Raw genomic sequence first — 24042 nt, forward strand, 5'->3', positions numbered from 1 at the left:
CAATGACTGAGCGCGTAAACCTCAACACCCCCTTTGGCTGCTCCTCGCAAACAGGCCTGTTGCGCCATGCCATCCGTGCTGCACTGTTCTCCACGGTGTTGAGTGCGGGCGCCGTGCCGATGCTCGCCGTCGCGGCGCAAGACGGTGTCACCACCGCGCGCCAGAGCTACGACATTGCCGCCGGCCCCCTGAGCGATGTGCTGAACCAGTTCGCTCGTCAGGCCGGCATCACCCTGGCAAGCACGCCGCAGCAGACCAGCGGTATCCAGTCCCCGGGACTGCACGGCGAGTATTCAACGGACCAGGCCCTGAGCCAGCTGCTCAGCGCTTCGGGCCTGACCGCCGTCAGCCCCGATGGCAGCAGCTATGTGCTGCAAACCGAGGCCTCGGACGGCACTTTGGCGCTGCCCACCACCGACATCAAGGGGTTTGCCCTGGGTAACGCCTTGGGCAGCATGGCGGGCTACAACGCCACCCACAGCCAGGTCGCCACCAAGACCAGTACCGCCCTGCGGGAAACCTCGCAGAGCGTCTCCGTGGTAACCCGCGAGCAAATGGACGACCAAGGCGCGCAAACCGTCTCCCAGGCCATGCGTTACACCCCCGGGGTATTGACCAACCCCTACGGCGCGACCCATCGCTACGACTACGTGGCGATGCGCGGTTTCAACGATGGTTCGGTGGACAACATCTACCTCGACGGCCTCAAGTCCATGGGCGACAGCGGCACCTACAGTTCCATGCAGGTCGATCCGTACTTCCTTGAGCGGGTCGACATTCTCAAAGGCCCGTCTTCGGTGCTCTATGGTCGCAGTTCCCCCGGCGGGCTGGTGGCGCTCACCAGCAAGAAGCCGCTGTACGAGGCTTATCACCAGATCCAGGCCACGGTCGGCACCCAGGGCCAACGCGGCATGGGCTTCGACTTCACCGGTCCGGTGGATGACGACAAACGCTTCGCCTATCGCCTGGTGGGCCTGGCGGATACGTCCGACACGCAGTTCGACCACACCCAGGAAAAGCGCTTTGCCCTCGCCCCCACGGTGAGCATCGACTTTACCGAAGACACGTCGCTGACGCTTCAGGCCTACCTGCAGCACGACCCCGACGGCGGCTATCACGGCGGCATGCCGGCTGACGGCACCCTGCATCAGCGCAACGGTAAGCGCATCTCGGAAAACTTCTTCGAAGGCGAGCCGGGGGTCGATGGTTATGAACGTGATCAGCAGTCATTCGGCTACCAGTTCGAACACCGTTTCAACGATGTCTTCACCGCCCGGCAGAACTTCCGTTACCTGGACTCCCAGGTCACCAATGATCAGGTCTATGCCTATGGCTGGACCACGCCAACCAGCAACGAGCTGAACCGCTACTACACCGGCGCCGAAGAAAAACTGCATTCGTTTATCGTCGACAACATGCTGCAGGCTGAATTTTTCACCGGGGCGACCAAGCACACCGTGTTGATGGGCGCTGACTATCAGCGGCGCAAGACCGTGGTGGATTGGACCAGCGGCAGCCTGGCCCCGATCAACGCCTTCGATCCGGTCTATGGCAACTCGGCCATCACCTACTTCAGCCCCACCAGCTACCTGCGGCGCCTGGAACAAACCGGTGTCTACCTGCAAGACCTGATCGAGATGGATAAATGGCGTTTCTCCCTGGGCCTGCGTCAGGACTGGGTGAAAACCTCGGATGAAAACCGCATCGCTGAGTTCGGCCGCCCGCAAGGCACCGAGATCAACGACAAGCGCAGCAAGCTCACTGGCCGCGCCGGGGCACTGTACCTGTTCGACAACGGCCTGGCGCCGTACATCAGCTACTCCGAGTCGTTCAACCCCAACTCCTACGCCGACAGCGCCGGCAACCCGCTGCCGCCGACCGATGGCAAGCAATGGGAACTGGGCCTGAAGTATCAGCCACCGGGTACGGATGACCTGTACACCGCCTCGCTGTTCCGCATCGACCAGGAGAACCTGGCGACCAAACTGCCCCAGGAAAACTTCTACCGCGCCGTCGGTGCCGTTCGCTCCCAGGGTCTGGAACTGGAAGCGCATCTGCAGTTGACCGAGCAGTTCAAAGTGCTGGGCAGCTACACCTTCACCGATATCGAGTACTCGAAGTCGATGATCAGCACGTTGAGCACCGCCACCGACATCATCGAAAACAAGGGCAACTCACCGACCCAGGCCCCACGCCACATGGCTTCGGTGTGGGCGGACTACAAGTTCGACAGCGGCGCGCTCGATGGCCTGCGACTGGGCGGTGGCGTGCGTTATGTCGGCTACAGCTGGGCCGATGCGGAAAACACCATGAAGGTGCCGTCCTATACGTTGTTCGATGCGTCGGTGGGGTATGACCTGGGCAAGGTCGGCCTCAAAGGCGTGGACGTGCGCCTGAACGCCAACAACCTGACCAACGAAACCTACGTCGCCTCCTGCGCCAGCCTGAGCTACTGCTACCTGGGCGAAGAGCGCAACGTGGCGGCTACGGTGAGTTACCAGTTCTGACCGCAGCTTTCAGGGCTGCCATGACCTTGTGGCGAGGGGATTTATCCCCGCTGGGCTGCGCAGCAGCCCCTTGAACCTGCCGCCTCGTGGTGTCAGGCCTGATTGCATTCAACTCTTTGGGGCCGCTCCGCGGCCCAACGGGGATAAATCCCCTCGCCACAGGTTGTGTTTTTCATCCCTGAAGTGGTGCGCCTCAAACCCGCACCGCCTCCCCTTCCTCCCGCACCACACCCTCTTCCCGCACAAACCGGTTCGCCCGGCCAAACGTACCGAAATCATTGAACCGCACCCCCATCTCACGCATCACTTTGTGGGCCACCGGCACCGTCATCTGGCGGATGTAGAACGGCTCTTTGACCACGAAATGATGGACCCCGTGGCTGCTGCCGAAGTTGAAGCAGAACGCCTGCAACGGCCACAACCACCACGGGTTGAGTACCTGGGTTTGCTGGATGACATTGCCCGGCTCGATGTCGCCGTAGTAGTGCATGTTCGAGCTGATGAAGTGCAGGCAAAAGGTCCGCAATACATTCGGCCCAATGATCACCACCGCCGCGATGTCGATCACCTGCATGGCCGACAGCGTGGTCGTCGACCAATCAATCGAAGTCCCCAGAAGGCCGGCGATGCCGTTGGCCCCGTGGAACCCGAGAAACACGTACCAGGCGCCCCAGTGCAACAATGCCAGCGGGAAATACACCTTCAGCGTGCGCTTGAGGATGCTGCGCTTGTGCGCCCAGGTCTTGGCCCGCAGCAGGCGAATGAAGGCCGACATCACGTTATCGCCGACCATCAGCAAGCGTGCCAGCCCCCAAGGCTCGCCGTTGGTGATGGCGCGTTCCTCCATGTCGGCCTCGCTGCCAGACACCTTGTGATGATTGAGGTGCAGGTGGCGGCGGATCCAAGGATTGATGGTGCTCGGCCGCGCCAGCCACACCAGGCCCATCATCAGGTTGTGGGGGACGCGTTGCTTGCGAAAATACATGCTGTGGATCAGGTCGTGTTCCAACTCGTGGGTCAGTGAAGCGAAAAAAGCGTTGAGTAGCAGGCACGCCCAACCGGCCAGGTAACCGTTGATGTAGAGCAGTGCCGAACCGACCATCCCGGCCAGAGCAAACGCCAGGATGCTCGCGCCCAACGCATCCTGGTGCCGCAGGATCGGGTAGCGCTGGCGCAGCGCCTCGCCACGGGCCAGGACCACTTGGCGAATATGGGCGGACCGCTGTTGTGCATTCAATCGCTCGGGGCTTGCGCAAGTGCCGTGCATGGCTTACATCCTCTGTTAGAGATGTGCTCATCCTGCCGGGCGATGCCCCCTAGGGTGGTAGCCGTAAACGCCAACCTGTTGACCGCAAGCGCCAATCGCCATGACTGAACCCACCTCCCTCGCCAGTTGGACCCGCGCCCTGCGCAAACAGCTTGATGCGCTGGGCCTGGACAGCCATGCCTTGTGCCTGGAGGCCGGGCTCGATCCGCAATGGATGGACGACCCGAATGCCCGTTATCCGCTCTCGGCCACCACGCGCTTGTGGGAGCTGGCCGTGCAGGCCAGCGGCGATCCGGCGATCGGCCTGCGGGTGTCGCGCTTCGTCAGCCCCACTACGTTCCACGCCTTGGGGTACGCCCTGGTGGCCAGCGGCAGTTTGCGAGAAGTGTTTGAGCGGATCGTGCGTTATCACCCGGTGGTCAGTGATGCGTTGACACTGCAACTGAGCCGCTGCGAAGACCGTTACCGCTTCAGGCTCGACGTGCCCCAGGGCCGGGCGATGCCGGCCTTCGAAGCCATCGATGCATTCGCCGCGATTTACGTGCGCACGTGTCGTAACCGCCTGGGCCGCGATTACGCACCGCTGGCGGTGTACCTGCGGCGCCCGGAACCGTCGGACCCTGGCCCCTGGCATAAAGTGTTTCGTTCACCCGTGTATTTCGGCGCCGAGCACGATTGCCTGGAATTCAACCTCGTCGATTTCGACAGCCACCTGGACGACGCCAACCCGGAGCTGGCTGAACATAACGAGACGGTACTCAAGCGCACCCTCGCCCAGCTCCAGCCGCTGACCTGGGAGCGCAAGGTGCGAGCCGCTATCGAGGCGCAACTGCCCGAAGGCGAACCCAGCGCCGAACGCATCGCCCAGGCCATGCACTTGAGCCTGCGCAGCCTGCAACGGCATTTGGCCGATGAGGGCTGCCGCTTTGACACGCTGCTTAACGAATGCCGGGAAAACCTGGCGCTGCTGCACCTGCGCGACCCGCAATGTTCGCTGAGCGAAGTCGGTTACCTCTTGGGCTTTGCCGACGCCAGCAGCTTCAGCCGTGCGTTCAAGCGCTGGACCGGAATGACGCCGGGGCAGTTTCGTGACGGTTTGCGCTAGGGGTTTGCGCTGGCCGGGCTGGCCCTATCGCGAGCAGGCTCGCTCCCACATTCGATTTATGGCGCACACAAACCCTGTGGGAGCGGGCTTGCTCGCGAAGACGGCAGCACAGTCAACATCACAGCCAACGGGCCCATCGCTTTGGCGAGCAAGCCCGCGCCCACAGATGCTGGGCCGGACTCAGGTTGTGGTCAACGCCCGTAGCCGCTCGATATCCAGAATTTCGATCTCGCCATAACCCAGGTGCACAATGCCCTGGCCCTGCAAGTCCTTGAGGATCTGGTTGGTGGTCTGGCGCGACAGGGAGAGCATCAGCGCCAGTTGTTCCTGGGGCAGTTGCAAGACCCGTCGCGCCGGTTCGATTTCACCGTAGCCTTCGGCGATCATCAGCAGGCGATGGGCAACACGTACCGGGGCAGGCATCAGGCTCAGGTGTTCGAGATTGATGAAGGTCAGGCGCAGTTTGTGGCTCATCAGCCGCGCAATCTCTCGCCAATAGACCGGATGCTCTTGCAGGAACGCCATCAACGGCGCCTGAGGCAAATGCAGCAATGTGCACTGGCCCACGCCCACGGCGTCATGGGTGCGTGGCTGGCCATCGAACAGGCAGATTTCACCAAACCAATGGGGCGCTTCCACCACGCTGAGCAGCGCCTCCTTGCCCTGTTCGTTCACTGCGCCGATCCGCACCGCACCCTCCAGTACGGCGTACATCCCGCAGGGCGGGTCACCGCGCTGGAACAGCCGGTGTCCCGGCATCAGGCGGCGCACCCGCGACATTGCCAACAGACTATTCTGTAACTCAGCGGGCAAGTGGCTGTACCAGTGACCGGCCAACAGGGGCGAGTGCCAGGGATGCGAATTCATGGAAACTCCGGGACAAGTGTCGGCTAACTGACAGAACGCCTCGTGGAACCTGGGCATCATGCAGGTATCACCTCAGGAGGAACAACAATGAGAAGCCTCGTTGATCATCTCAGTCAATATGCCGCCTACCACCGTGACCCACGCAACATCGCCACGCACTTCATCGGTATTCCGCTGATTTTCGTCGCCGTAGCGGTGCTGCTGTCACGGCCGGGTTGGCCGGTGGGCGCGCTCCTGGTGTCTCCGGCACTGCTGGGAGCGCTAGCCAGTGCCTGGTTCTATCTGCGTCTGGAGTTGCGCTTGGGGGTGCTGATGACGGTACTGCTGGCCCTGGCGCTATGGCTGGGCCAGGTGCTCGCCGCGCAAAGCACCTGGGTATGGCTGGGCAGTGGCCTGGGGATGTTCGTGGTGGGCTGGGTGATCCAGTTTGTCGGCCACTATTACGAAGGCCGTAAACCGGCGTTCGTCGATGACCTCTCCGGGTTGATTGTCGGGCCGCTGTTCGTGGTGGTCGAGGCGGGTTTTCTGTTAGGGCTCAGAGACGAACTGAAGCGGGCCATCGAAGAGCGCGCCGGGCCGGTGGCCCTGCGCAACCGGCGTTCGGCCGCCTGAAAACAACACAATACCCCGCCTACCCCCCTTGTTGGAGCGAACCCGTGGGAGCAAGGCTTGCCCGCGATGGGATCGCCTCGGTCGATCAGCTACACCGAGGTGTTTGCATCGCGGGCAAGCCTTGCTCCCACAAGCTCGCTCCCACAGGAGTTGGACCATTACCGCTCAAGCGCTACAAGGCACCGAACTCGACCCGAATCGTCAACGCGCCGGTGTTATCTTTCAAGCCAGACCCATGTTGCCCGGTCAGGTCATCGTTGATGCACAGTTGCAGTTCACCCTGCTGGTCGCCCGGAACCTGCGCCAGATCACCCACCAGGAACGGCTTGCCACCATTGCCCACACGACCGATCAAGGCGCCTTCGGCGGCACCGGGCAAGGCATAGCTGCTGTAGTCGATATGCCTCGACCCGCCCTTTCCATCGACATTGCCCCCTTGCGGACTCGCGCACCATAGCCCACTGACGTAGCGAACCACGCGCGGTACCAACTCGTTGATCTGCACTCCAGTGCCCTGCCAGGCGACGTTGGATTGGACCTGCATCGTCACCGCCCGCAAGTCATTGGCCAGCGTGTCCCCGGCCTGGAACGACAGCGCCGCAATCGTCAGGCTCGGGTTCGAGGTGCCCGTGCTGGGGAACACGCCATCGCCCACCAGGAACAGGTTCTTGTGGTCCCAACTGCGCTGGTATTTGTCCACCACCGACTTGGCTGGATCATCGCCCATGCGATAGGTCCCCATCAGGTGTCCGGCGCCCTGGAAGCTGTAAGGTACACCCTGGTAGGTGAACAACCCGGGCGGAAGGGGTTTGGTCAGTTCCACGGCGCCGAGCAGGTCTTCGATGATGTGAGTGGCCAACAACTTCGCCTTCCTGAATCCCTCCTTGGTGTAATCGGACAGATCGTAGTGAATTTCCGGCCGGGGAATGCCGAGCCGGTCCTTGTATTCGGTAGACGGCACGATGTAGCAATTGGCGTGATCGGGATCGTCCTCGACCTGCTCCACCAGAAATCCGATCCGGAACTGGCGGATGAAGATGTCGTTGAGCTTCTGGACCAGCGCTGTCCCGTACAGCACCTGCTGGGGTTCTTTGGCCGGCGGCAACGGGTTGGCACCGCCGTCGTTGTTGCCATCGATGAAGTCAGCCACGGTTTTGTACGGGTCGGTGGCCGGCCAGTTCCAGCCCTCGTTGCCAATTTCGATACGCCACGCCGCGCGTTGCTTGCGAAAGTCACCGTCACGCAAACTCTCGATGCCCGCCGTGGACACAGGACCACGGTACGGAAATACCGCTTTGCCTTCCGGCATCAGCCCCCACGCCAGGTAGATCGGGTGGTCGGCCAGGCTGCGCCCCACCTGCCCGCTGCTGTTGGCTACGCCGTTGGGCCAGGCCGTGCTGGTGGAATTGAGCAGGAGCTTGGGCGTTTCGATGGCATGGGCGGCGATCACATAACGCTGCCCGATGGCCACGCCGGTGCCAGTGGCCGGGCCGTCACCGAGCTGATACTGGATAAACTCCACCCCATTGATGTTTTTGTCTGGCCCCACGGTCACTTTGCTGGCCACGGTTTTGTACAGTATCCGCACCTTGCCGGTGGCCCGCGCCTTGTTCATCGTCACGGTGGCATCGTACTTGGCCTGGATCGGGCAGATCGGTGTGCAGTTGGTATTGCCGGCACACACCCGGCGCCCGGCGTAAGGTTGGGAGTTACGCCCGGCCGGCGTCGGGCTGACGACCAATGGCAAACCATCGAAAGACTGCCCTGTCACCGCCGTGACAAAACTGCCGTCGACCAGCGACAGCGGGATGCTGTGCATCGGAAACTCATAACCCTCAGGAAACGTCATGCCCAGGTACGCCTGGTCGGCGACATTGGCCGACACGCCGATTTCCGCCTCTGCCCGGCAATAGGCACTTTGCAGGTCGTCGTAGCTGATAGGCCAGTCCACCCCCACGCCATATTTTGACTTCAGGCGAAAGTCGTTCGGCACCATGCGCAGGCAGGTCCCGACCCAGTGCCAGGTCGTCCCGCCGCCCACACGCTCATAGGTACTGGTGAAGGGGAGTGGACCTTTCTGCACCAAATAGCTGACCTGAGGCTGATCCCAGCCAAGGATCAGATCGGCGATGGTCGCCCGAGGGGCATTCTGTTCGGCCGGATGACGCGGCGTGTCCAGGCTCGTCACGGGTGGGTAGGGCGATTCCGGGGTTTTCAGCGTTGCGGTGTAGAACCGCTCCAGATATTGCGTGCGGTTGGCCGGGATCTCGGGGCCGGATTCAAGCACCAGCACATCCACTCCAGCCATGCCCAACTGGTAAGCAATGATGCTGCCAGCCAGTCCTGCGCCAACGATCACCACCTCGGCTTGTTCAGTACTCATGACAAGGCTCCTTGCTGTCCGTTGGCAGGTACGCCGGTCAAGTCCTCAAGGCTCGATGGCTCAGCGTTCCAATAACCGAAGAAAGATTCGCTGTAACCCATCGGATGGGCCTGAGCGATTTTCCAAGCCCAGCTGTAGATATAGGCCTGGTCGGAGACCACGGTCGACTCACCCACTTTGAAATTCCCCGCGTCATAGGGTTGGTACCAGACGCCCAGCAACCACAGCTTCATGATCGACCGCGCGGCCAGCACGGTTTGCGGGATCACCGGTTGCGGCCCGGAGCCCACCAGGACCTTCTGGGCGATCAGGTCTGGGTGAAGCTTTTCAGCCGCCTGCGCGGTGTACTGGGTCAGCAACGCATTGAGCACCTCAGGGGTAATGCGCGGGGTCACATAGTCGAGAAATATCGGCGGTAAACCGACCGGGTCGATCTGCGGCGCCAACCGGTTAACGGGAATGCCGGTCAGGGCCGATGAAAGCCCCACGAATTTGTCCAGATCACTGCTCATGGCTGACTCCTTGTCGCGCCGGTGGACTGTGCGCGTTCGAGCAAATAGGTAAAGTCCGCGAAGCTGGTACGCGGCGATTCGGTGACATGGGTGGCTGCGTTGCCATGGCAGGCCATGCAACTGGAGGACCCCTGGGGCACGGTGCCCTGGATGTAAGTTTCCAGTGTGGCGTTGGCCAGGAATGAGGGCGCGGGATTGCCCAACGGATTGGCGGCCGATACCTGGCAGGTGTCGGGTGGGTCTGACGGCCACTGGGTACTGATCAGTTGATAGTTCGCCCAGACGCTCTGCGGATTGACTGTGCGCAACAGGGCCTGATAGGTGGTGTTCAGGGTTTTGGTGGCTTCGGTCAGCGGTATCTCACGCACGATCTGCGAGGGTGTTGCCTTGACCGCCGGATTCCATGGCCGGGGCGGCGGCTGGTTGATGTCGCTTTGGCTGGCCGCGTTGTAGAACAGATAAGGTCCCACCCGCTGGGCAGGGGGCGTGGTCTGTTCGGGCACGTTCTTCACATGTTCAAAAGTCGACCAGACCCATTGCGCGGCACTGGCGGTCTTGTGAACGATGTGCAGCCCCACCAACCCCACCGGTTCGGACTTGCACGACTCCCCGACAATGGGCCCTTTGCTCGGGTCGCTGTTTCCCGGTGTATAGACCAGCGCATCGACGGTGTGGAAATCCTGCGGGCGATCATTGGCGCCCAGCACTTTCCACGATGCTTTCACCATCACCGCACCGACGTCCTGTGTCTTGGCCGAGCCGCAACTGAAAGCCACGGTATTGGTCGGGTTCGCGGCGAAAAACTGCTGCTGGCCTTCGATGCTGTACAGACCATTGTCGACAATTGAATCGAACATCGATCGGTTGACCACGATTTCGTTGCGCGTATAGGCACCGTTCTGATCCACCAACGGGCCACTCTCGAAGGGTTGGATAAACTCATCCAGCACATCGGGCACCTTGCCCATCTGCTGCAACAGGCGACCGGGCTTGAGGGACTTGCACGCTTCGGGAAGCGTCGCCGGCGCGTCCCAGGCCAACGGCGCCTGACCCTTGGCCCGGAAGATCTGGTAGCTCTCTTTCCAGCTTTCCCACACCGTCGCCCCATCCTGTTTGCCGATGGAAGTGCCGGTATTCGGATTGCCGTTGTCCAGCGCCGGCCAGTTCAGGGCAATGAAGGTTTGCCAGGACAGGTCATCGAAATCGCGCTGAAGGCTGGCCAGAGTGGGATGTTCCTCGGCAACCGTGACATCGAAGGGTATCTGCGGTGACAACGAGGGGGTGGCGCTGACGGATGGGCTCAATAAAACGCTTAGCAAGGCACAGCCGAACGGGCCATGCCGACTGACTTCCATTCTCATGCTTTATCTCCTTGGCATCAGGGCGCCAGGAGATAACACCGGTCCGTCATGAACTCTCACTTGCCTCCTGGCAAGTCAGAGTCTAGGTAGGGATTTAGATGGGAAAAGGGATTGGTGTAGAACCAATCGAAGCAAAGTTGGGTGGGGTTATTCAGATTCTGATCGGGGCGTCAGCAGGACCGCTATCGCGAGCAGGCTCGCTCCCACAGGAGACTGGGGGCTGGGCCGCAGATGTTGTGGCCGACACCGCTCCACTTGTGGGAGCGGGCTTGCTCGCGAAAGCGGCGGGTCAGATTGCATCGAGGGTGAATGTGACTACGCCTTCGCGAGCAAGCCCGCTCCCACAGGTTTTTTGGGTTGCCCAAAGACTTGTGGTCAAGCCCATTCCACTGTGGGAGCGAGCCTGCTCGCGATGCTTTTGATCTTAAAGGTTCGAGACTTTCTGCCAGACCTTCGGCTTGAAGAACAGCGTCTCGCCCTTCGCCAGGCCCACCAGGCTGTCGTGGTCCTTCACCACTTCAGCTTCGATCAGATCGTTCTGGCCTTCCACCTTCAGGGTCACCCGGGTGGTGGCGCCCAGCGGGCGGATGTCGCGCACTTCGGCGGCGTGGTGATCCTCCAGCTCCGAATGCGACAGCGAGACTTCATGGGGGCGGAACAGCACATGCCGATCCTCACCCAAGTGCAGGCGGTTCGAGTCGCCCAGGAAGTGATACACAAAGTCGCTGGCGGGGTTTTCGTAGACATCGCCCGGTGAGCCAATCTGCTCGATCACACCCTTGTTCATCACCACGATCCGATCGGCGACTTCCATGGCTTCTTCCTGGTCGTGAGTCACGAACACCGAAGTCAGGTTGATGTCCTCGTGCAGGCGCGCCAGCCAGCGCCGCAGCTCCTTGCGAACCTTGGCGTCGAGGGCGCCGAAGGGTTCGTCCAGCAGCAATACCTTGGGCTCCACCGCCAGTGCCCGGGCCAGGGCAATGCGCTGGCGCTGGCCGCCGGAAAGCTGTTCGGGGTAGCGATCGGCAAGCCAGTCCAGTTGCACCATGTTCAAGAGTTCACGGACCTTGGTTGCGATCTGGCCTTCGCTCGGGCGCTGGTTCCTGGGCTTCATGCGCAGGCCGAAGGCGACGTTGTCGAACACGGTCATGTGGCGGAACAAGGCGTAGTGCTGGAACACGAAACCCACGTTGCGATCGCGCACATCATGGCCAGACACGTCCTCGCCGTGGAACACGATGTTGCCTTGAGCCGGGGTTTCAAGGCCGGCGATGATCCGCAGCAGCGTGGTCTTGCCGCACCCCGACGGGCCGAGCAGCGCCACCAGCTCACCGCTCTGGATGTTCAGGTTGATGTTGTCCAGGGCCTTGAAGGTGTTGAAATTCTTGCTGACGTTACGGGCTTCAATCGACATGACTTATTCCTCCGCGCTGCTGTTGCGCAGACGGTTGATACGGTTTTCGCTCCACTGCTTGAGCAGCAGGATCAAGAGCGCCAGGATCAGCAACAGGCTCGCCACGGCGAACGCTGCCACGTGGTTGTATTCGTTGTAGAGGATCTCGACGTGCAACGGCAGGGTGTTGGTGACCCCGCGAATGTGCCCGGACACCACCGACACCGCGCCGAACTCGCCCATGGCCCGGGCCGTACACAGCACCACGCCATAGATCAGGCCCCACTTGATGTTCGGCACGGTGACATGCCAGAACATTTGCCAGCCGTTGGCGCCCAGCAGGCGTGCGGCTTCCTCTTCCTGGGTGCCCTGCTCCTGCATCAGCGGGATCAGCTCGCGGGCCACGAATGGCACGGTGACAAAAATTGTCGCCAGTACGATGCCTGGTAGCGCAAACACAATCTGGATGTCGTGATCCGAAAGCCACGGCCCGAACAGCCCCTGGGCGCCGAACATCAGCACGTACACCAGGCCTGCGATCACCGGCGAAACCGAGAACGGCAGGTCGATCAGGGTCACCAGCAGGCTTTTGCCACGGAATGAATACTTGCTCACGCACCATGCGGCGCTGACACCAAACACCAGGTTCAGCGGCACCGAGATCAGCACCGCGATCACCGTGAGCTTGAGCGCCGACAAGGCATCGGGTTCGAAGATTGCGGCGAAGAACGCTCCCAGGCCCAGTTTCAGTCCCTGGGAGACCACGATAAACAGCGGCAGCAGCAGGAACAGCGCAAAAATCAACCAGCCAAGGCCGAGCAGGACTCGCCGCGAAACCGCACTGCCACGGCGAGCGGCGTTGGTGGAGGTCGCGTAAATAGACGTTTGGGACATGTCCGGGCCTCCTTATGGGGTTTCGATACGCCGCTGCAGCAGGTTGATCAGCAGCAACAGAAGGAAGGAAACCACCAGCATCAGCACACCGATGGAGGTGGCGCCGGTGTAGTCGTATTGGTCGAGCTTGACCATGATCAGCAGTGGCAGGATCTCGGTTTGCATCGGCATGTTGCCGGCGATGAAAATCACCGAGCCGTACTCACCCACACCACGGGCAAACGCCAGGGCAAAGCCGGTCAGCCAGGCTGGCAGCAACGCCGGCACCAGGATGTGACGAACCACTTGCCATGGCTTGGCGCCGAGGCAGGCGGCGGCTTCTTCGACTTCACGGGGAATATCGGCCAGCACCGGTTGCATGGTGCGCACCACGAACGGCAGCGTGACGAAGGTCAGCGCGAGGGTAATGCCCAGCGGGGTGTAGGCGATCTTGAAACCCAGGTCGGTGGCAAACTGGCCCACCAGACCTGTCGGTGCATACAACGCCGTCAGCGCGATGCCGGCCACGGCGGTAGGCAGGGCGAATGGCAGATCGATCATTGCATCGATGATCTTGCGACCGGGAAAGGTGTAGCGCACTAGCACCCAGGCCAACAGCGTACCGATCACGCCGTTGATGATCGCCGCGCACAGAGCCGTGCCAAAGCTGAGCTGCAAGGCCGCCAGCACCCGTGGTGCCGAGATGATTGCCCAGAACTGCTCCCAGGTGAGCTGGGCGGCATGCACGAACATTGCCGCCAGCGGTATGAGCACAATCAGACTGAGGTACACCAGGGTGTAGCCCAGCGTCAGCCCGAAGCCGGGTATGACCGGTGAGATGCGACGCGACATAAAAGTCCTTGGGTGAACACATGCAACTGTGGCGAGGGGATTTATCCCCGTTGGGGCGCGCAGCGGCCCTAAAATCCGATTGCAGACAACACTTGGGGCTGCTGCGCAGCCCAACGGGGATAAATCCCCTCGCCACAAGTCTGCGTACGGCTTCATTTTTGGCTTGTTTGAGCCTGCTTCAGCTCACTGCGCCTGATAAATCTGATCGAACACGCCGCCATCGTTGAAGAACTTCGGCTGGGCGGTTTTCCAGCCGCCGAAATCCTTGTCGATGGTCACCAATTCCAACTCAGGGAACTGCCGGGAATACTTGGCGGCAACGTCTTTGTCCCGCGGGCGATAAAAGTTTTTCGCCGCGATCTCTTGTCCAGCCGGGCTGTACAAGTGTTTGAGGTAGGCTTCGGCGATCTCGGCGTTGCCCTTTTTCCCGGCGTTCTTGTCCACCACTGCCACCGGCGGTTCGGCGAGGATCGACAACGACGGCACGACGATGTCGAACTTGTCGGCGCCACCATCTTCCTTCAGGGCCAGGAACGCTTCGTTTTCCCAGGCCAGCAATACGTCGCCCTGACCGTTGTTGACGAAGGTAATGGTCGAACCACGGGCGCCGGTGTCGAGGATCGGCACGTGCTTGAACAGCGCTTGCACGTATTGCTTGGCCTTGGCTTCGTCACCCCCGTTAGCCTTGAGGCCATAGGCCCAGGCCGCGAGAAAATTCCAGCGAGCGCCACCGGAAGTCTTCGGGTTCGGCGTGATGACCGACACGTCATCCTTGATCAGGTCACCCCAGTCCTTGATGCCCTTGGGATTGCCCTTGCGCACCAGGAACACGATGGTCGAAGTGTATGGCGTGCTTGCCTGCGGAAGACGCTTTTGCCAGTCCACCGGCAAGGACCTGCCCAGCCTGGCGATTTCATCGATGTCGCCGGCCAGGGCCAGGGTCACCACGTCGGCCCGCAGACCATCGATCACCGCCCGGCCTTGCTTGCCCGAGCCGCCGTGGGACTGCTGGATCTTCACGGTGTCATCCGGGTGTGCTTTGCTCCAGAAACTGACGAATTCGGCGTTGTAATCCTGATACAGCTCGCGGGTAGGGTCGTAGGACACGTTGAGCAACTCGTAATCCTTGGCAAAAGCGGACCCTGCAAAAACCGCACTGGCCAAGACGGCCAAGGCATAACGGCTCAGGGCCTCGCGCAAGCGGGTTGCTGGATCCTGACCGTCAACGCTAGGTAGAGAGGCGCTCATGTTGTTGCTCCTTGAATGCCTGGAAGTGGAGGGCACTGTTTGCGGCGTAGGAGCAATACTAGATAGGCGCAGATATTCTTAAAAAGAATATTTATGAATTTTTATATAACCAAAATATCATTCGATTCCGCGACAGGGGATTATTTGATGGCGGGCGCGCGGGCCCAATCCAGCTGCTGCGCGGCAACGGGTCGCCCGAACCAGTAGCCCTGACCCATCCCACAGGCGTGTTCCAGCAGGAACGCTGCTTGCTCGCGCTGCTCGATGCCTTCGGCTTGCACTTGCATACCCATGCTGCGGGCCAGGGCGATGATGACCTGGACAATCGCTGCGTCGTCTTCATCCCACGGCAACCCGGCAACAAAGCCCTGATCAATCTTGAGCTTCTGGACGGGCAGGCGTTTGAGTCGCAACAGCGATGAATAACCGGTACCGAAATCATCGATAGCCAGTCGCACCCCCAATTCCCGCAGACGATGCATTTGCTCCAGGGCCACTTCCGGATCGTCCATCACCGCGCTTTCGGTCACCTCCAGTTCCAGACAAGCCGGGTCCAGGCCTGAAACGTGCAGTACCCGCGCGACTTGTTCATACAACTCGCGACGGGCAAACAGACGACTGGAAACGTTGACCGCGACAAACGATAACGCCACCCCGGCCTCCTGCCATTGACGCATCTGTCGACAGGCCTGCTCCATGACCCAGGTATCGATTTGGGCGATCAGTCCGGTGCGCTCGGCGATGGGAATGAACTCGGCCGGCGAAACCAGACCTCGCTGGGGATGTTCCCACCGCACCAGCGCCTCGACACCGATCAGGCGGCTGGTCGCCAGATCGTGTACCGGCTGGTAATGAACCCGCAGTTCCTGCTGCTGGAGCGCGCGTCGCAATTCGGAGGCAATCTCGACCCGTTGCTGGGCATGAGCGGTGAGTTCTTCGGTATACAGGGCGTAGCCGTCACGCCCGGCACTTTTAGCCTTGAACAGCGCGGAATCGGCATTGCGCAGCAGTTGCCCCGCGCTGAGGGCATCCCCGGGAAACAGGCTGATGCCCACGCTGGCATTGATGAACAGGAGCTGGTTGTCGAGGCACACCGGTTCTTTAAGGGCATCGATAATGCGCTGAGCCAGAATCGCCGCCTGCCCCGGCTGCGAGCAATTTTCCACCAGCACCGCAAACTCGTCGCCCCCCAGCCGGGCCAGGGTCACGCCGGGGGCAAACAGTCCACGGAATCGCTCGGCCACGCTTTTGAGCAATTGATCGCCGACGTGATGCCCCAGGCTGTCGTTGATGTTCTTGAAATGATCCAGGTCCACCAGCAACAAGGCGCAGCCGCGTTTGTGCAACTGCGACGACGTCAGAGCCTGCTCGGCGCGGTCGGAAAACAGCAGGCGATTGGGTAAACCGGTCAACGGATCGTGGTGGGCCTGGTACGCCAGTTCGTGCTCCGAATCCTTGATCGCGCTGATATCCGAAAACACCGCGACGTAATGGCTGACCTGACCGCTATCGTCACGAACGACGCGGATCGTCTGCCATTGCGGATAGATCTCGCCGCTTTTGCGCCGGTTCCATATCTCGCCGCTCCACTCGCCAAGGCTGCCCAGGGAGGCAAACATCTCCTGGTAGAAGTCCGGCCCGTGACGGCCCGACTTGAACAGGTTGGGCCGCCGGCCCAGCACCTCTTCCCGCGCGTAACCTGTGATCGTCATGAAGGCCCGATTGACGTGCACGATCAGGCCGTTCGGGTCCGTCACCAACACCCCTTCGCGCGTGCAATCGAAGACCGCCGCAGCCTGGCGCAAACGTTCGCCGTCGGCACGCTGTTCGCCTTTTCCGAAAAGCCGGGAGGTCCGCACACCTGCCAGGAAAACCAATCCGGCGCTGACCAGGACCCAGGCATACCCGTTGATCAACTGCCAGCGAAGCTGATCGGCGGATTGATCGAAAAAGCTGCTCAGTAAATAACCAACCAGCTGCAGCCAGATGACCGAGAGCACAAGATAAAGCAGCGCTCCACGCATGGCGCTACGGTGATAAATGGTCATCAGGTCATCCATGTCCCCACAAAGAGGCGGGAATTATAGTAAGAAACATCCTGCCACTGTTATCTGAAAGGCCGACTGGTTTTATCTGCACGGCAGGTGATAATGCAACGGCTGTTTCTATCTTTATCGAGGGCCCTATAGCCTATGTGGTACGAAGGTTTTCTTGGCTTGTCGCCCTGGTCACTGGTGGCAGTCACCCTGCTGATGACCCATGTCACGATCATTGGCGTCACGGTCTATCTGCACCGTTATTCGGCTCATCGCTCCCTGGAGCTCAACGCCGGCCTCAAACATTTCTTCCGCTTCTGGCTGTGGTTGACCACGGCGCAGAACACCCGCGAGTGGACCGCCATCCACCGCAAGCACCACGCCAAATGCGAAACCGTGGATGATCCCCACAGCCCGGTGATCAAAGGCCTGTCCACTGTGCTGCGCAAAGGCGCCGAGCTGTATCGCGCCGAAGCGGAAAACCCCGAAACCCTGCGCATCTACGGCAAGAACTGCCCTGATGACTGGATCGAGCGCAACCTTTACAGCCGCTTCCCGATACTGGGCGTGGCGATCATGGGCGTTATCGACCTGCTGCTGTTCGGCACCATCGGCATCACCATCTGGGCCATCCAGATGATGTGGATTCCGGTCTGGGCCGCCGGCGTGGTCAATGGCCTGGGGCATGCCGTGGGCTACCGCAACTTCGAATGCCGCGACGCGGCGACCAACCTCGTGCCCTGGGGCATCCTGATCGGTGGCGAAGAACTGCACAACAATCACCATACCTACCCCAATTCGGCCAAGCTGTCGGTACGCAAATGGGAGTTCGACCTGGGCTGGGCCTGGATCCAGGTGTTCAGTTTCCTGCGCCTAGCCAAGGTCCAGCGCGTCGCGCCGATCGCCCACCGTGTCGAGGGCAAGGGGCATCTGGACATGGACACCGCCATGGCGATCCTCAACAACCGTTTCCAGATCATGGCCCAGTACCGCAGGCTGGTTATCGCACCGCTGGTCAAGCAGGAACTGGAAAAGGTCGATCACTCGGTCCGCCACCAGTTTCACCGGGCCAAACGCCTGTTATCGCGGGAAACCAGCCTGCTGGATGAGCGTCACCACGCGCGCATCCAGAGCATGCTGGAACACAGCCATGCATTGAAGGTGATCTACGAAAAACGCCTGGCCTTGCAGCAGATCTGGGTCAAGACCAGCAGCAACGGCCACGACATGCTCGCGGCCATCAAGGAATGGATCCACGAAGCCGAGGCCAGCGGCATCCAGTCCCTGCGCGACTTCGCGGACCAACTCAAGACCTACTCGTTGCGGCCTGCAACGGCCTGATAACCAAACCCCGCCCTCCGGCGGGGTTTGTTTTTCCTGTGGCAAAACAGGCTGCACAGCCCTGTAGGAGCTGCCGAGTGCAACGAGGCTGCGATCTTCCCTCGACAATTGAGTCGTGAGCGAAAGGCCAGGATCAAAAGATCGCAGCCTTCGGCAGCTCCTACGCCCCCGCCCTTCGTCGCCTGAAAAGGAACTTCGCCCCGAATCCCTTATCTCAAAGAGCACTTCGCCATACTGGCGGGCTTTGGAGCAAGCGCGTGCCAATCCACAGCAGTGCACGTTCTTTGAGATTTGTGCCGATGGTCGACAAGAACCTACAGGATGCGTCCCACCCTCATTGGCCCGAAGCGGCCCAGACACTCATGGCGCTGATGCACGCCCAGGGTGAAGTTGCGCGCCTGAGCGAGCGTGAGCAGCTTTTCAGCTCATTGCTGGTCAGCGTCAACGCCGTGCTTTGGGCGTTTAACTGGGAAACCCGACAAGTCCTGTACGTGAGCCCCGCCTATGAGCGAATCTTCGGTCGACCGGCAGGTCTGGTGCTGGCTGATTTCAACGAATGGCGCGATGCAATCTACCCCGACGATCTGGAGTACGCGGAGCGCAGCTTGGCCGAAGTGCTGGTCAAAGGTGCCGTGGAAGATCGTGAGTACCGCATCATTGCTGCCAATGGCCAGATCCGCTGGCTGAGCGACAAGTGCTTCATCAACCGTAAGGCTGAGTCGGGGCAACCGGTGATCGTGGTGGGCATTGCCGAAGACATCACCGAAAAGAAGCTGCTGGAAAGCGAACTGCAACGACTGGCAACCACCGACGTGCTGACTCAGAGCAGTAATCGCCGCCACTTCTTCGAATGCGCTCACCGTGAATTCGAGCAGGCACGACTGCACGGAACACCCATGGCGTTCCTGTTGCTGGACATCGATGATTTCAAAGTGATCAACGACACCTACGGTCATCAGGAAGGCGATAACGTGCTGCAGAAAATCGCCGAAAGCGGACGCTCCGTGCTCAGGCGCGGTGATCTGTTTGGACGAATCGGTGGTGAAGAATTCGCCGCGGTGTTCCCTGGCTGTGCCCCGGACATGGCCCTGCAAGTCGCCGAGCGTCTGCAGCGCGAGATTCAGCGCCTGGCTTTCCGCAGTGGGGAGAAAAACTTCGGCATCACCGTCAGCCAAGGCTTGACCAGCCTTACCGCCGAAGATCAGAGCCTCGACACCCTGTTCTCCCGCGCCGATGCGGCCATGTACGAAGCCAAGCGCCAGGGCAAGAACCGCATCATTGCCGCGTGAATGACCTTACCTGAGATCAAGTGTGGGAGCGGGCTTGCTCGCGAAGAGGGCGTCATGTTCAGGAGAGAGGCAAGCTGAACCACCGTTTTCGCGAGCAAGCCCGCTCCCACAGAGGTCAGTCGGCGGTCTTACTTTCTGCGTAGACGCATCAACTCTGGCAATCCGATCTTCAGCAAACGCGCCGTGCGGCCACGGGCCAGCTCTTCAAGCCCTTCATGCTCGGTCAGATGGGCCATTTGCGCCGCCATGTTCATCACCAGTGCCTCACGGGAATACACCCCACCACCCAGGCTATAGGCCGCCGCGATCAGCTCGCGCAGCTCCAGCGGCAGACGCCAGCGAGTGCGCAGCGCCGAACCGAAACCGGCGCCGTACTTGTCCAACGAATTCCCTACTTCCTCCAGTTCATCCAGCTCGCCACCCGCCTGCGCCCATTCTTCCAGGCACCGCAGCAGCGCCAAGTCCCCTAGTCGATGCAACAACCCGGCGCAATAACAGCGTTCCGGTTCCAGATCCAGTAACCGCGCCAATATTCGCGCGTACTCGGCGGTGTGCAGCGACAATTCCCAGTAACGCTGGGCATAGTCCGCCAGGCACGGGACGCTGAGCCGGGCGCAGCGCTTGAGGGTCAGGCCAAGGACCAGGTTCATGCTCTGCCCGGTACCGAGCTGGTGCAGTGCTCGGGCCACGGTCTGCACCGCAACGCCCCCTTGCTGCTGGGCGGCACTGTTGGCTGCGGCGATCAGCACCGCGGTGATCTGCGGGTCGGTGCGCAGCGCCTCTTCAAATAGCTTCAAGTCCAGGCCCGCGGGGTTGAGGCTGCGCTTGACCGCCACCTGCACGTCGGTCATCAGCGGTGCACCTTCGGACATATCACGCCGCCGCTCCAGGAAGGCTGCCAGGGTCAATCCCGCCCCCAGGACCGGCACTTCATTGGAGGTTTCTTCGCCACCCACCAGCAAGCCCTGCAAGCGCTGGGTCAAGTCTTCCCGGTTCAAGGGTTTGGTCAGGTAGGCCGTCGGCGCCAGTGGCAGGACTTCACGCACACTGGCGCTGTCATTGCGCCGACTCATCAGGATGAACGGCAATGGCGGGGTGCGATGCTGCTGGCGAAGGCCGCGCAGGATCGTCAGGCCATCGACACCCGGCAACTCCCAGTCAGCGATCACCAGGTCATAGGGATTGTTCGCCAGCAGCTCCAACGCCTGTTTGCCCTCGCCACACGTATCCACCCGGGCATCACAGCGCACACCCGACAACACCTGTTCAAGCAGCTCACGGGACGCCGGATCAGCCTCGGCGATCAATACACGCGGTACAGCCGGTAACGCCACAGCGGTCATGCAGCACACTCCCTTGCCATACTTGCACCTTAGACCTTGGCGGCCGTTCCAGACAGTTCAAAACCCGAGGGATATGCTCGCAGACATGAAAAAACCCGCCGAAGCGGGTTTTTTTGTGGATCAGTGCACAACCGGAACTCAGAGCTCGGAGAAGCACTCTTCGATGATTGCCAAGCCTTTGTCCAATTGCTCGTCTGGCGAAGTCAGCGGTACCAGCACCCGCAGGACGTTGCCGTAGGTGCCGCAGGACAGCAGGATCAAGCCCTTGTCGCGGGCCTTGGCCACAACCTGAGCCACGGCCGCCGCGTTCGGCTTGTGGGTATCGCCATTTTCGAACAATTCAACGGCGATCATCGCACCCAGGGCACGCACTTCGCCGATGACCGGGTATTTCTTCTGGATGGCCTTGAGGCCAGTCACCAGACGCTCGCCCACTGCTTTGCAGCGATCCAGCAGGTGCTCTTCCTCAAACACCTCCATCACCGCCAGCGCAGCAGCGCAGGCAATCGGGCTGCCAGCGTAGGTGCCGCCCAGGCCACCCGGCGCGATGGCATCCATGTACTCGGCCTTGCCGCACACACCGGCCAACGGGAAACCGCCGGCGATGGATTTGGCGAAGGTGGTCAGGTCGGCAGCAACGCCCATCTGCTCCATGGCGAAGAAGGTGCCAGTACGACCGGCACCGGTCTGTACTTCATCAGCGATCAGCAGAATGCCGTGCTGATCACAGAGGGCGCGCAGGCGCTTCATGAATTCCTTGGGCGCCACGTAGAAACCACCCTCGCCCTGTACCGGCTCGATGATGATTGCCGCAATGTCACGGGGTTCGGCATCGTTCTTGAAGATGCGTTCGATGCTGGCGATGGAATCGTCGATGCTCACGCCGTGCAGTTCGTTCGGGTACAACGCGCGGAAGATGCCGCCGGGCATCAGGCCCATGCCGGCCGAATACGGCACGACTTTACCGGTCAGGCCCAGGGTCATCATGGTGCGGCCGTGGTAGGCACCGGTGAAGGCGATCACACCGGCACGGCCAGTGGCGGCGCGGGCAATCTTCACCGCGTTCTCCACCGCTTCCGAGCCGGTGGTGACCAACAGGGTTTTCTTGGCGAAATCACCGGGCACCTTGGCGTTGATTTTTTCGCACAGTTCCACATACGGCTCGTAAGCCAGAACCTGGAAGCAGGTGTGGGTCAGTTTGTTCAACTGTTCGGTCACGGCAGCGATAATTTTCGGATGCACGTGGCCGGTGTTCAGCACCGCGATGCCGCCCGCGAAGTCGATGAACTCACGGCCTTCAACGTCGGTAACGGTGGCGTTCTTCGCCGACTCGGCGAAAATCGGGTGAATCTGGCCGACGCCGCGCGGTACAGCGGCTTCGCGGCGTTTCATCAGGGAAGCGTTGGTCTTGTTGCTCATCAAATATGTCCTCATTCGCAGCTCAGGGCGGCGTGGGCCAAGGCGTACATGGACGGGAGACAACTGCGACAGCATGCGATGATCGACTGTCACAGCGTTCCGGCCACAAGAAACAGAACGGGTGAAACGCGCAAAGGGACAGCGCTCTCGTGCCCTTTGCGCTTGCAGCAGGATCAGATACCGAGGCAGAGGTATTTGATTTCCAGGTAATCCTCAATGCCGTACTTGGAGCCTTCACGGCCCAGGCCCGAGGCCTTGATGCCGCCGAACGGCGCGACCTCGTTGGAGATCAAACCGGTGTTGACGCCAACCATGCCGTATTCCAGAGCCTCGGCCACGCGGAACACACGGCCCAGGTCGCGGGCATAGAAGTACGAGGCCAGACCGAACTCAGTGTCGTTGGACATCGCGATCACTTCGGCTTCGTCTTTGAAGCGAAACAGCGGCGCCAACGGGCCGAAGGTTTCTTCCTTCGCCACAGCGGCGTTTTTCGGTACGTTGGTCAGGATCGTCGGCTCGAAGAAGTTGCCTTCCATGGCCTTGCCGCCAGCCAGCACGGTCGCGCCTTTGCTGACCGCATCAGCGATGTGCTCTTGCACCTTGGCCACCGCTTTCTCGTCGATCAACGGACCGGTAGTAGTGCCGTCCTCCAGACCATTGCCAATCTTGAGCTTGGCGACTGCCACTTTGAGTTTTTCAGCGAAGGCGTCGTACACCGAATCCTGGATGTAGAGACGGTTGGCGCAGACGCAGGTCTGACCGTTGTTGCGGTATTTGGAAATGATCGCGCCTTCGACGGCCTTATCCAGGTCTGCGTCGTCGAACACGATGAACGGCGCGTTGCCGCCCAGTTCCAGGGAGACTTTCTTGATGTCCTTGGCACATTCGGCCATCAACTGGCGACCGATCTCGGTCGAGCCAGTGAACGACAGCTTGCGCACGATCGGGTTGCTGGTCAGCTCGCCGCCGATGTCGCCGGCACTGCCGGTGACCACGCTCAGCACGCCTTGCGGGATGCCGGCACGGTGGGCCAGCTCAACCAGCGCCAGGGCCGAGAACGGGGTCTGGGAAGCCGGCTTGATGACCATGGTGCAGCCAGCAGCCAAGGCTGGACCGGCCTTGCGGGTGATCATCGCGGCCGGGAAGTTCCACGGGGTAATCGCCGCAGTCACACCGATCGGCTGCTTGATCACGATCAGGCGCTTGTCGGGCTGGTGGCCGGGAATCACATCACCGTAGATGCGCTTGGCTTCTTCGGCGAACCACTCGATGAAGGAAGCGGCGTAGACGATTTCGCCCTTGGCTTCGGCCAGCGGCTTGCCTTGTTCCAGGGTCATCAGGCGACCGAGATCGTCCTGGTTTTCGATCAGCAATTCGTACCAACGGCGCAGCTTGTTGGCGCGCTCCTTGGCGGTCAGCCCACGCCAGGCCGGCAGCGCCTTGTCGGCGGCTTCAATCGCCCGGCGGGTTTCGGCAGCGCCCATTTTCGGCACGGTGCCCAGAATTTCGCCCGTTGCTGGGTTGTTGACCTTGATCGTCTGACCATTGTCCGCATCAACCCAAGCGCCATCGATAAAGGCTTGCTGGCGGAACAACTGGGGATCTTTAAGCTGCATGTCGGCTTTCCTTAACAG

The 24042-nt window shown here is 61.0% G+C and carries 18 protein-coding genes; 5 read left to right on the forward strand and 13 right to left on the reverse strand.

The window, feature by feature from the left end; translation table 11 throughout:
• The first annotated feature begins 2 nt into the window (after positions 1 to 2).
• Positions 3 to 2507 (forward strand): TonB-dependent siderophore receptor, encoded by a 2505-nt coding sequence (locus AAIS01_RS24935; RefSeq protein WP_343471138.1) that lies wholly within the window; start codon positions 3 to 5, stop codon positions 2505 to 2507.
• A gap of 193 nt (positions 2508 to 2700) precedes the next feature.
• Here AAIS01_RS24935 and AAIS01_RS24940 read toward each other — a convergent pair whose 3' ends face one another.
• Entirely contained in the window at positions 2701 to 3774 is a 1074-nt protein-coding gene (locus tag AAIS01_RS24940; protein ID WP_343471139.1) for a fatty acid desaturase, read from the reverse strand.
• A 100-nt stretch (positions 3775 to 3874) separates the two neighbouring features.
• Between AAIS01_RS24940 and AAIS01_RS24945 the strand changes: the two genes are divergently transcribed.
• On the forward strand, positions 3875 to 4879 hold the full coding sequence (locus AAIS01_RS24945; protein ID WP_343471140.1) for an AraC family transcriptional regulator: 1005 nt from the start codon (positions 3875 to 3877) through the stop codon (positions 4877 to 4879).
• A 180-nt stretch (positions 4880 to 5059) separates the two neighbouring features.
• Here the strand turns inward: AAIS01_RS24945 and AAIS01_RS24950 are convergent, their stop codons facing one another.
• A complete protein-coding gene (locus AAIS01_RS24950; protein WP_343471141.1) occupies positions 5060 to 5746 on the reverse strand; it encodes a Crp/Fnr family transcriptional regulator in 687 nt (228 codons plus the stop codon).
• 87 nt (positions 5747 to 5833) lie between these two features.
• Between AAIS01_RS24950 and AAIS01_RS24955 the strand changes: the two genes are divergently transcribed.
• A complete protein-coding gene (locus AAIS01_RS24955; protein ID WP_343471142.1) occupies positions 5834 to 6358 on the forward strand; it encodes an Mpo1 family 2-hydroxy fatty acid dioxygenase in 525 nt (174 codons plus the stop codon).
• 172 nt (positions 6359 to 6530) lie between these two features.
• Here AAIS01_RS24955 and AAIS01_RS24960 read toward each other — a convergent pair whose 3' ends face one another.
• The 8 genes from AAIS01_RS24960 to dibA form a co-directional block, all read right to left on the reverse strand.
• Positions 6531 to 8741 (reverse strand): GMC family oxidoreductase, encoded by a 2211-nt coding sequence (locus AAIS01_RS24960; RefSeq protein ID WP_343471143.1) that lies wholly within the window; start codon positions 8739 to 8741, stop codon positions 6531 to 6533.
• Entirely contained in the window at positions 8738 to 9253 is a 516-nt protein-coding gene (locus AAIS01_RS24965) for a sorbitol dehydrogenase (protein WP_343471144.1), read from the reverse strand. The genes AAIS01_RS24960 and AAIS01_RS24965 overlap by 4 nt, the downstream gene beginning before the upstream one ends.
• Positions 9250 to 10614: a cytochrome C gene (locus AAIS01_RS24970; RefSeq protein ID WP_343471145.1), complete on the reverse strand. Its 1365-nt coding sequence runs from the start codon at positions 10612 to 10614 to the stop codon at positions 9250 to 9252. Before AAIS01_RS24970 ends, AAIS01_RS24965 begins: the two co-directional genes overlap by 4 nt.
• A 424-nt stretch (positions 10615 to 11038) precedes the next feature.
• Positions 11039 to 12028, reverse strand: a complete 990-nt coding sequence (locus tag AAIS01_RS24975; RefSeq protein ID WP_343471146.1) for a sulfate/molybdate ABC transporter ATP-binding protein — start codon at positions 12026 to 12028, stop codon at positions 11039 to 11041.
• Positions 12029 to 12031: 3 nt separating this feature from the next.
• Positions 12032 to 12901 carry a sulfate ABC transporter permease subunit CysW gene (cysW, locus tag AAIS01_RS24980; RefSeq protein WP_343471147.1) on the reverse strand — a complete coding sequence of 290 codons (870 nt, stop codon included), beginning with the start codon at positions 12899 to 12901 and terminating at the stop codon, positions 12032 to 12034.
• Positions 12902 to 12913: 12 nt separating this feature from the next.
• Positions 12914 to 13732: a sulfate ABC transporter permease subunit CysT gene (gene cysT, locus AAIS01_RS24985; protein ID WP_343471148.1), complete on the reverse strand. Its 819-nt coding sequence runs from the start codon at positions 13730 to 13732 to the stop codon at positions 12914 to 12916.
• Positions 13733 to 13915: 183 nt separating this feature from the next.
• On the reverse strand, positions 13916 to 14980 hold the full coding sequence (locus AAIS01_RS24990; protein WP_343471149.1) for a sulfate ABC transporter substrate-binding protein: 1065 nt from the start codon (positions 14978 to 14980) through the stop codon (positions 13916 to 13918).
• 140 nt (positions 14981 to 15120) lie between these two features.
• Entirely contained in the window at positions 15121 to 17028 is a 1908-nt protein-coding gene (gene dibA / locus AAIS01_RS24995; protein ID WP_343471150.1) for a phosphodiesterase DibA, read from the reverse strand.
• 144 nt (positions 17029 to 17172) lie between these two features.
• Between dibA and desA the strand changes: the two genes are divergently transcribed.
• Together desA and AAIS01_RS25005 are read left to right on the forward strand one after the other, a co-directional pair.
• On the forward strand, positions 17173 to 18357 hold the full coding sequence (gene desA, locus AAIS01_RS25000; RefSeq protein WP_305416274.1) for a delta-9 fatty acid desaturase DesA: 1185 nt from the start codon (positions 17173 to 17175) through the stop codon (positions 18355 to 18357).
• A 299-nt stretch (positions 18358 to 18656) separates the two neighbouring features.
• Positions 18657 to 19646, forward strand: coding sequence for a GGDEF domain-containing protein (locus AAIS01_RS25005; RefSeq protein ID WP_343471151.1), 990 nt, complete (start codon positions 18657 to 18659; stop codon positions 19644 to 19646).
• 128 nt (positions 19647 to 19774) lie between these two features.
• Here the strand turns inward: AAIS01_RS25005 and AAIS01_RS25010 are convergent, their stop codons facing one another.
• The 3 genes from AAIS01_RS25010 to gabD form a co-directional block, all read right to left on the reverse strand.
• Complete coding sequence (locus AAIS01_RS25010) at positions 19775 to 20989, reverse strand: HDOD domain-containing protein (RefSeq protein WP_343471152.1); 1215 nt, start codon at positions 20987 to 20989, stop codon at positions 19775 to 19777.
• A gap of 138 nt (positions 20990 to 21127) precedes the next feature.
• Positions 21128 to 22408 (reverse strand): 4-aminobutyrate--2-oxoglutarate transaminase, encoded by a 1281-nt coding sequence (gene gabT, locus AAIS01_RS25015; RefSeq protein WP_047226758.1) that lies wholly within the window; start codon positions 22406 to 22408, stop codon positions 21128 to 21130.
• Positions 22409 to 22581: 173 nt separating this feature from the next.
• Positions 22582 to 24024 (reverse strand): NADP-dependent succinate-semialdehyde dehydrogenase, encoded by a 1443-nt coding sequence (gabD, locus tag AAIS01_RS25020; RefSeq protein WP_343471153.1) that lies wholly within the window; start codon positions 24022 to 24024, stop codon positions 22582 to 22584.
• Between the last annotated feature and the right edge of the window lie 18 nt (positions 24025 to 24042).

The sequence above is a fragment of the Pseudomonas halotolerans genome (genome assembly GCF_039581215.1).
Classification (GTDB): Bacteria; Pseudomonadota; Gammaproteobacteria; order Pseudomonadales; family Pseudomonadaceae; genus Aquipseudomonas; species Aquipseudomonas tehranensis.

What these genes read in the sequence shown, in the direction of transcription:
- AAIS01_RS24990 (WP_343471149.1), bottom strand. Translation starts at nt 14,980, where the DNA reads ATGAGCGCCTCTCTACCTAGCGTTGACGGTCAGGATCCAGCAACCCGC.
- AAIS01_RS24940 (WP_343471139.1), bottom strand. Translation starts at nt 3,774, where the DNA reads ATGCACGGCACTTGCGCAAGCCCCGAGCGATTGAATGCACAACAGCGG.
- AAIS01_RS24960 (WP_343471143.1), bottom strand. Translation starts at nt 8,741, where the DNA reads ATGAGTACTGAACAAGCCGAGGTGGTGATCGTTGGCGCAGGACTGGCT.
- AAIS01_RS24945 (WP_343471140.1), top strand. Translation starts at nt 3,875, where the DNA reads ATGACTGAACCCACCTCCCTCGCCAGTTGGACCCGCGCCCTGCGCAAA.
- gabD (WP_343471153.1), bottom strand. Translation starts at nt 24,024, where the DNA reads ATGCAGCTTAAAGATCCCCAGTTGTTCCGCCAGCAAGCCTTTATCGAT.
- AAIS01_RS24955 (WP_343471142.1), top strand. Translation starts at nt 5,834, where the DNA reads ATGAGAAGCCTCGTTGATCATCTCAGTCAATATGCCGCCTACCACCGT.
- cysW (WP_343471147.1), bottom strand. Translation starts at nt 12,901, where the DNA reads ATGTCCCAAACGTCTATTTACGCGACCTCCACCAACGCCGCTCGCCGT.
- AAIS01_RS25005 (WP_343471151.1), top strand. Translation starts at nt 18,657, where the DNA reads ATGGTCGACAAGAACCTACAGGATGCGTCCCACCCTCATTGGCCCGAA.
- AAIS01_RS24950 (WP_343471141.1), bottom strand. Translation starts at nt 5,746, where the DNA reads ATGAATTCGCATCCCTGGCACTCGCCCCTGTTGGCCGGTCACTGGTAC.
- AAIS01_RS24935 (WP_343471138.1), top strand. Translation starts at nt 3, where the DNA reads ATGACTGAGCGCGTAAACCTCAACACCCCCTTTGGCTGCTCCTCGCAA.
- AAIS01_RS24970 (WP_343471145.1), bottom strand. Translation starts at nt 10,614, where the DNA reads ATGAGAATGGAAGTCAGTCGGCATGGCCCGTTCGGCTGTGCCTTGCTA.
- AAIS01_RS25010 (WP_343471152.1), bottom strand. Translation starts at nt 20,989, where the DNA reads ATGACCGCTGTGGCGTTACCGGCTGTACCGCGTGTATTGATCGCCGAG.
- dibA (WP_343471150.1), bottom strand. Translation starts at nt 17,028, where the DNA reads ATGACCATTTATCACCGTAGCGCCATGCGTGGAGCGCTGCTTTATCTT.
- gabT (WP_047226758.1), bottom strand. Translation starts at nt 22,408, where the DNA reads ATGAGCAACAAGACCAACGCTTCCCTGATGAAACGCCGCGAAGCCGCT.
- AAIS01_RS24965 (WP_343471144.1), bottom strand. Translation starts at nt 9,253, where the DNA reads ATGAGCAGTGATCTGGACAAATTCGTGGGGCTTTCATCGGCCCTGACC.
- cysT (WP_343471148.1), bottom strand. Translation starts at nt 13,732, where the DNA reads ATGTCGCGTCGCATCTCACCGGTCATACCCGGCTTCGGGCTGACGCTG.
- desA (WP_305416274.1), top strand. Translation starts at nt 17,173, where the DNA reads ATGTGGTACGAAGGTTTTCTTGGCTTGTCGCCCTGGTCACTGGTGGCA.
- AAIS01_RS24975 (WP_343471146.1), bottom strand. Translation starts at nt 12,028, where the DNA reads ATGTCGATTGAAGCCCGTAACGTCAGCAAGAATTTCAACACCTTCAAG.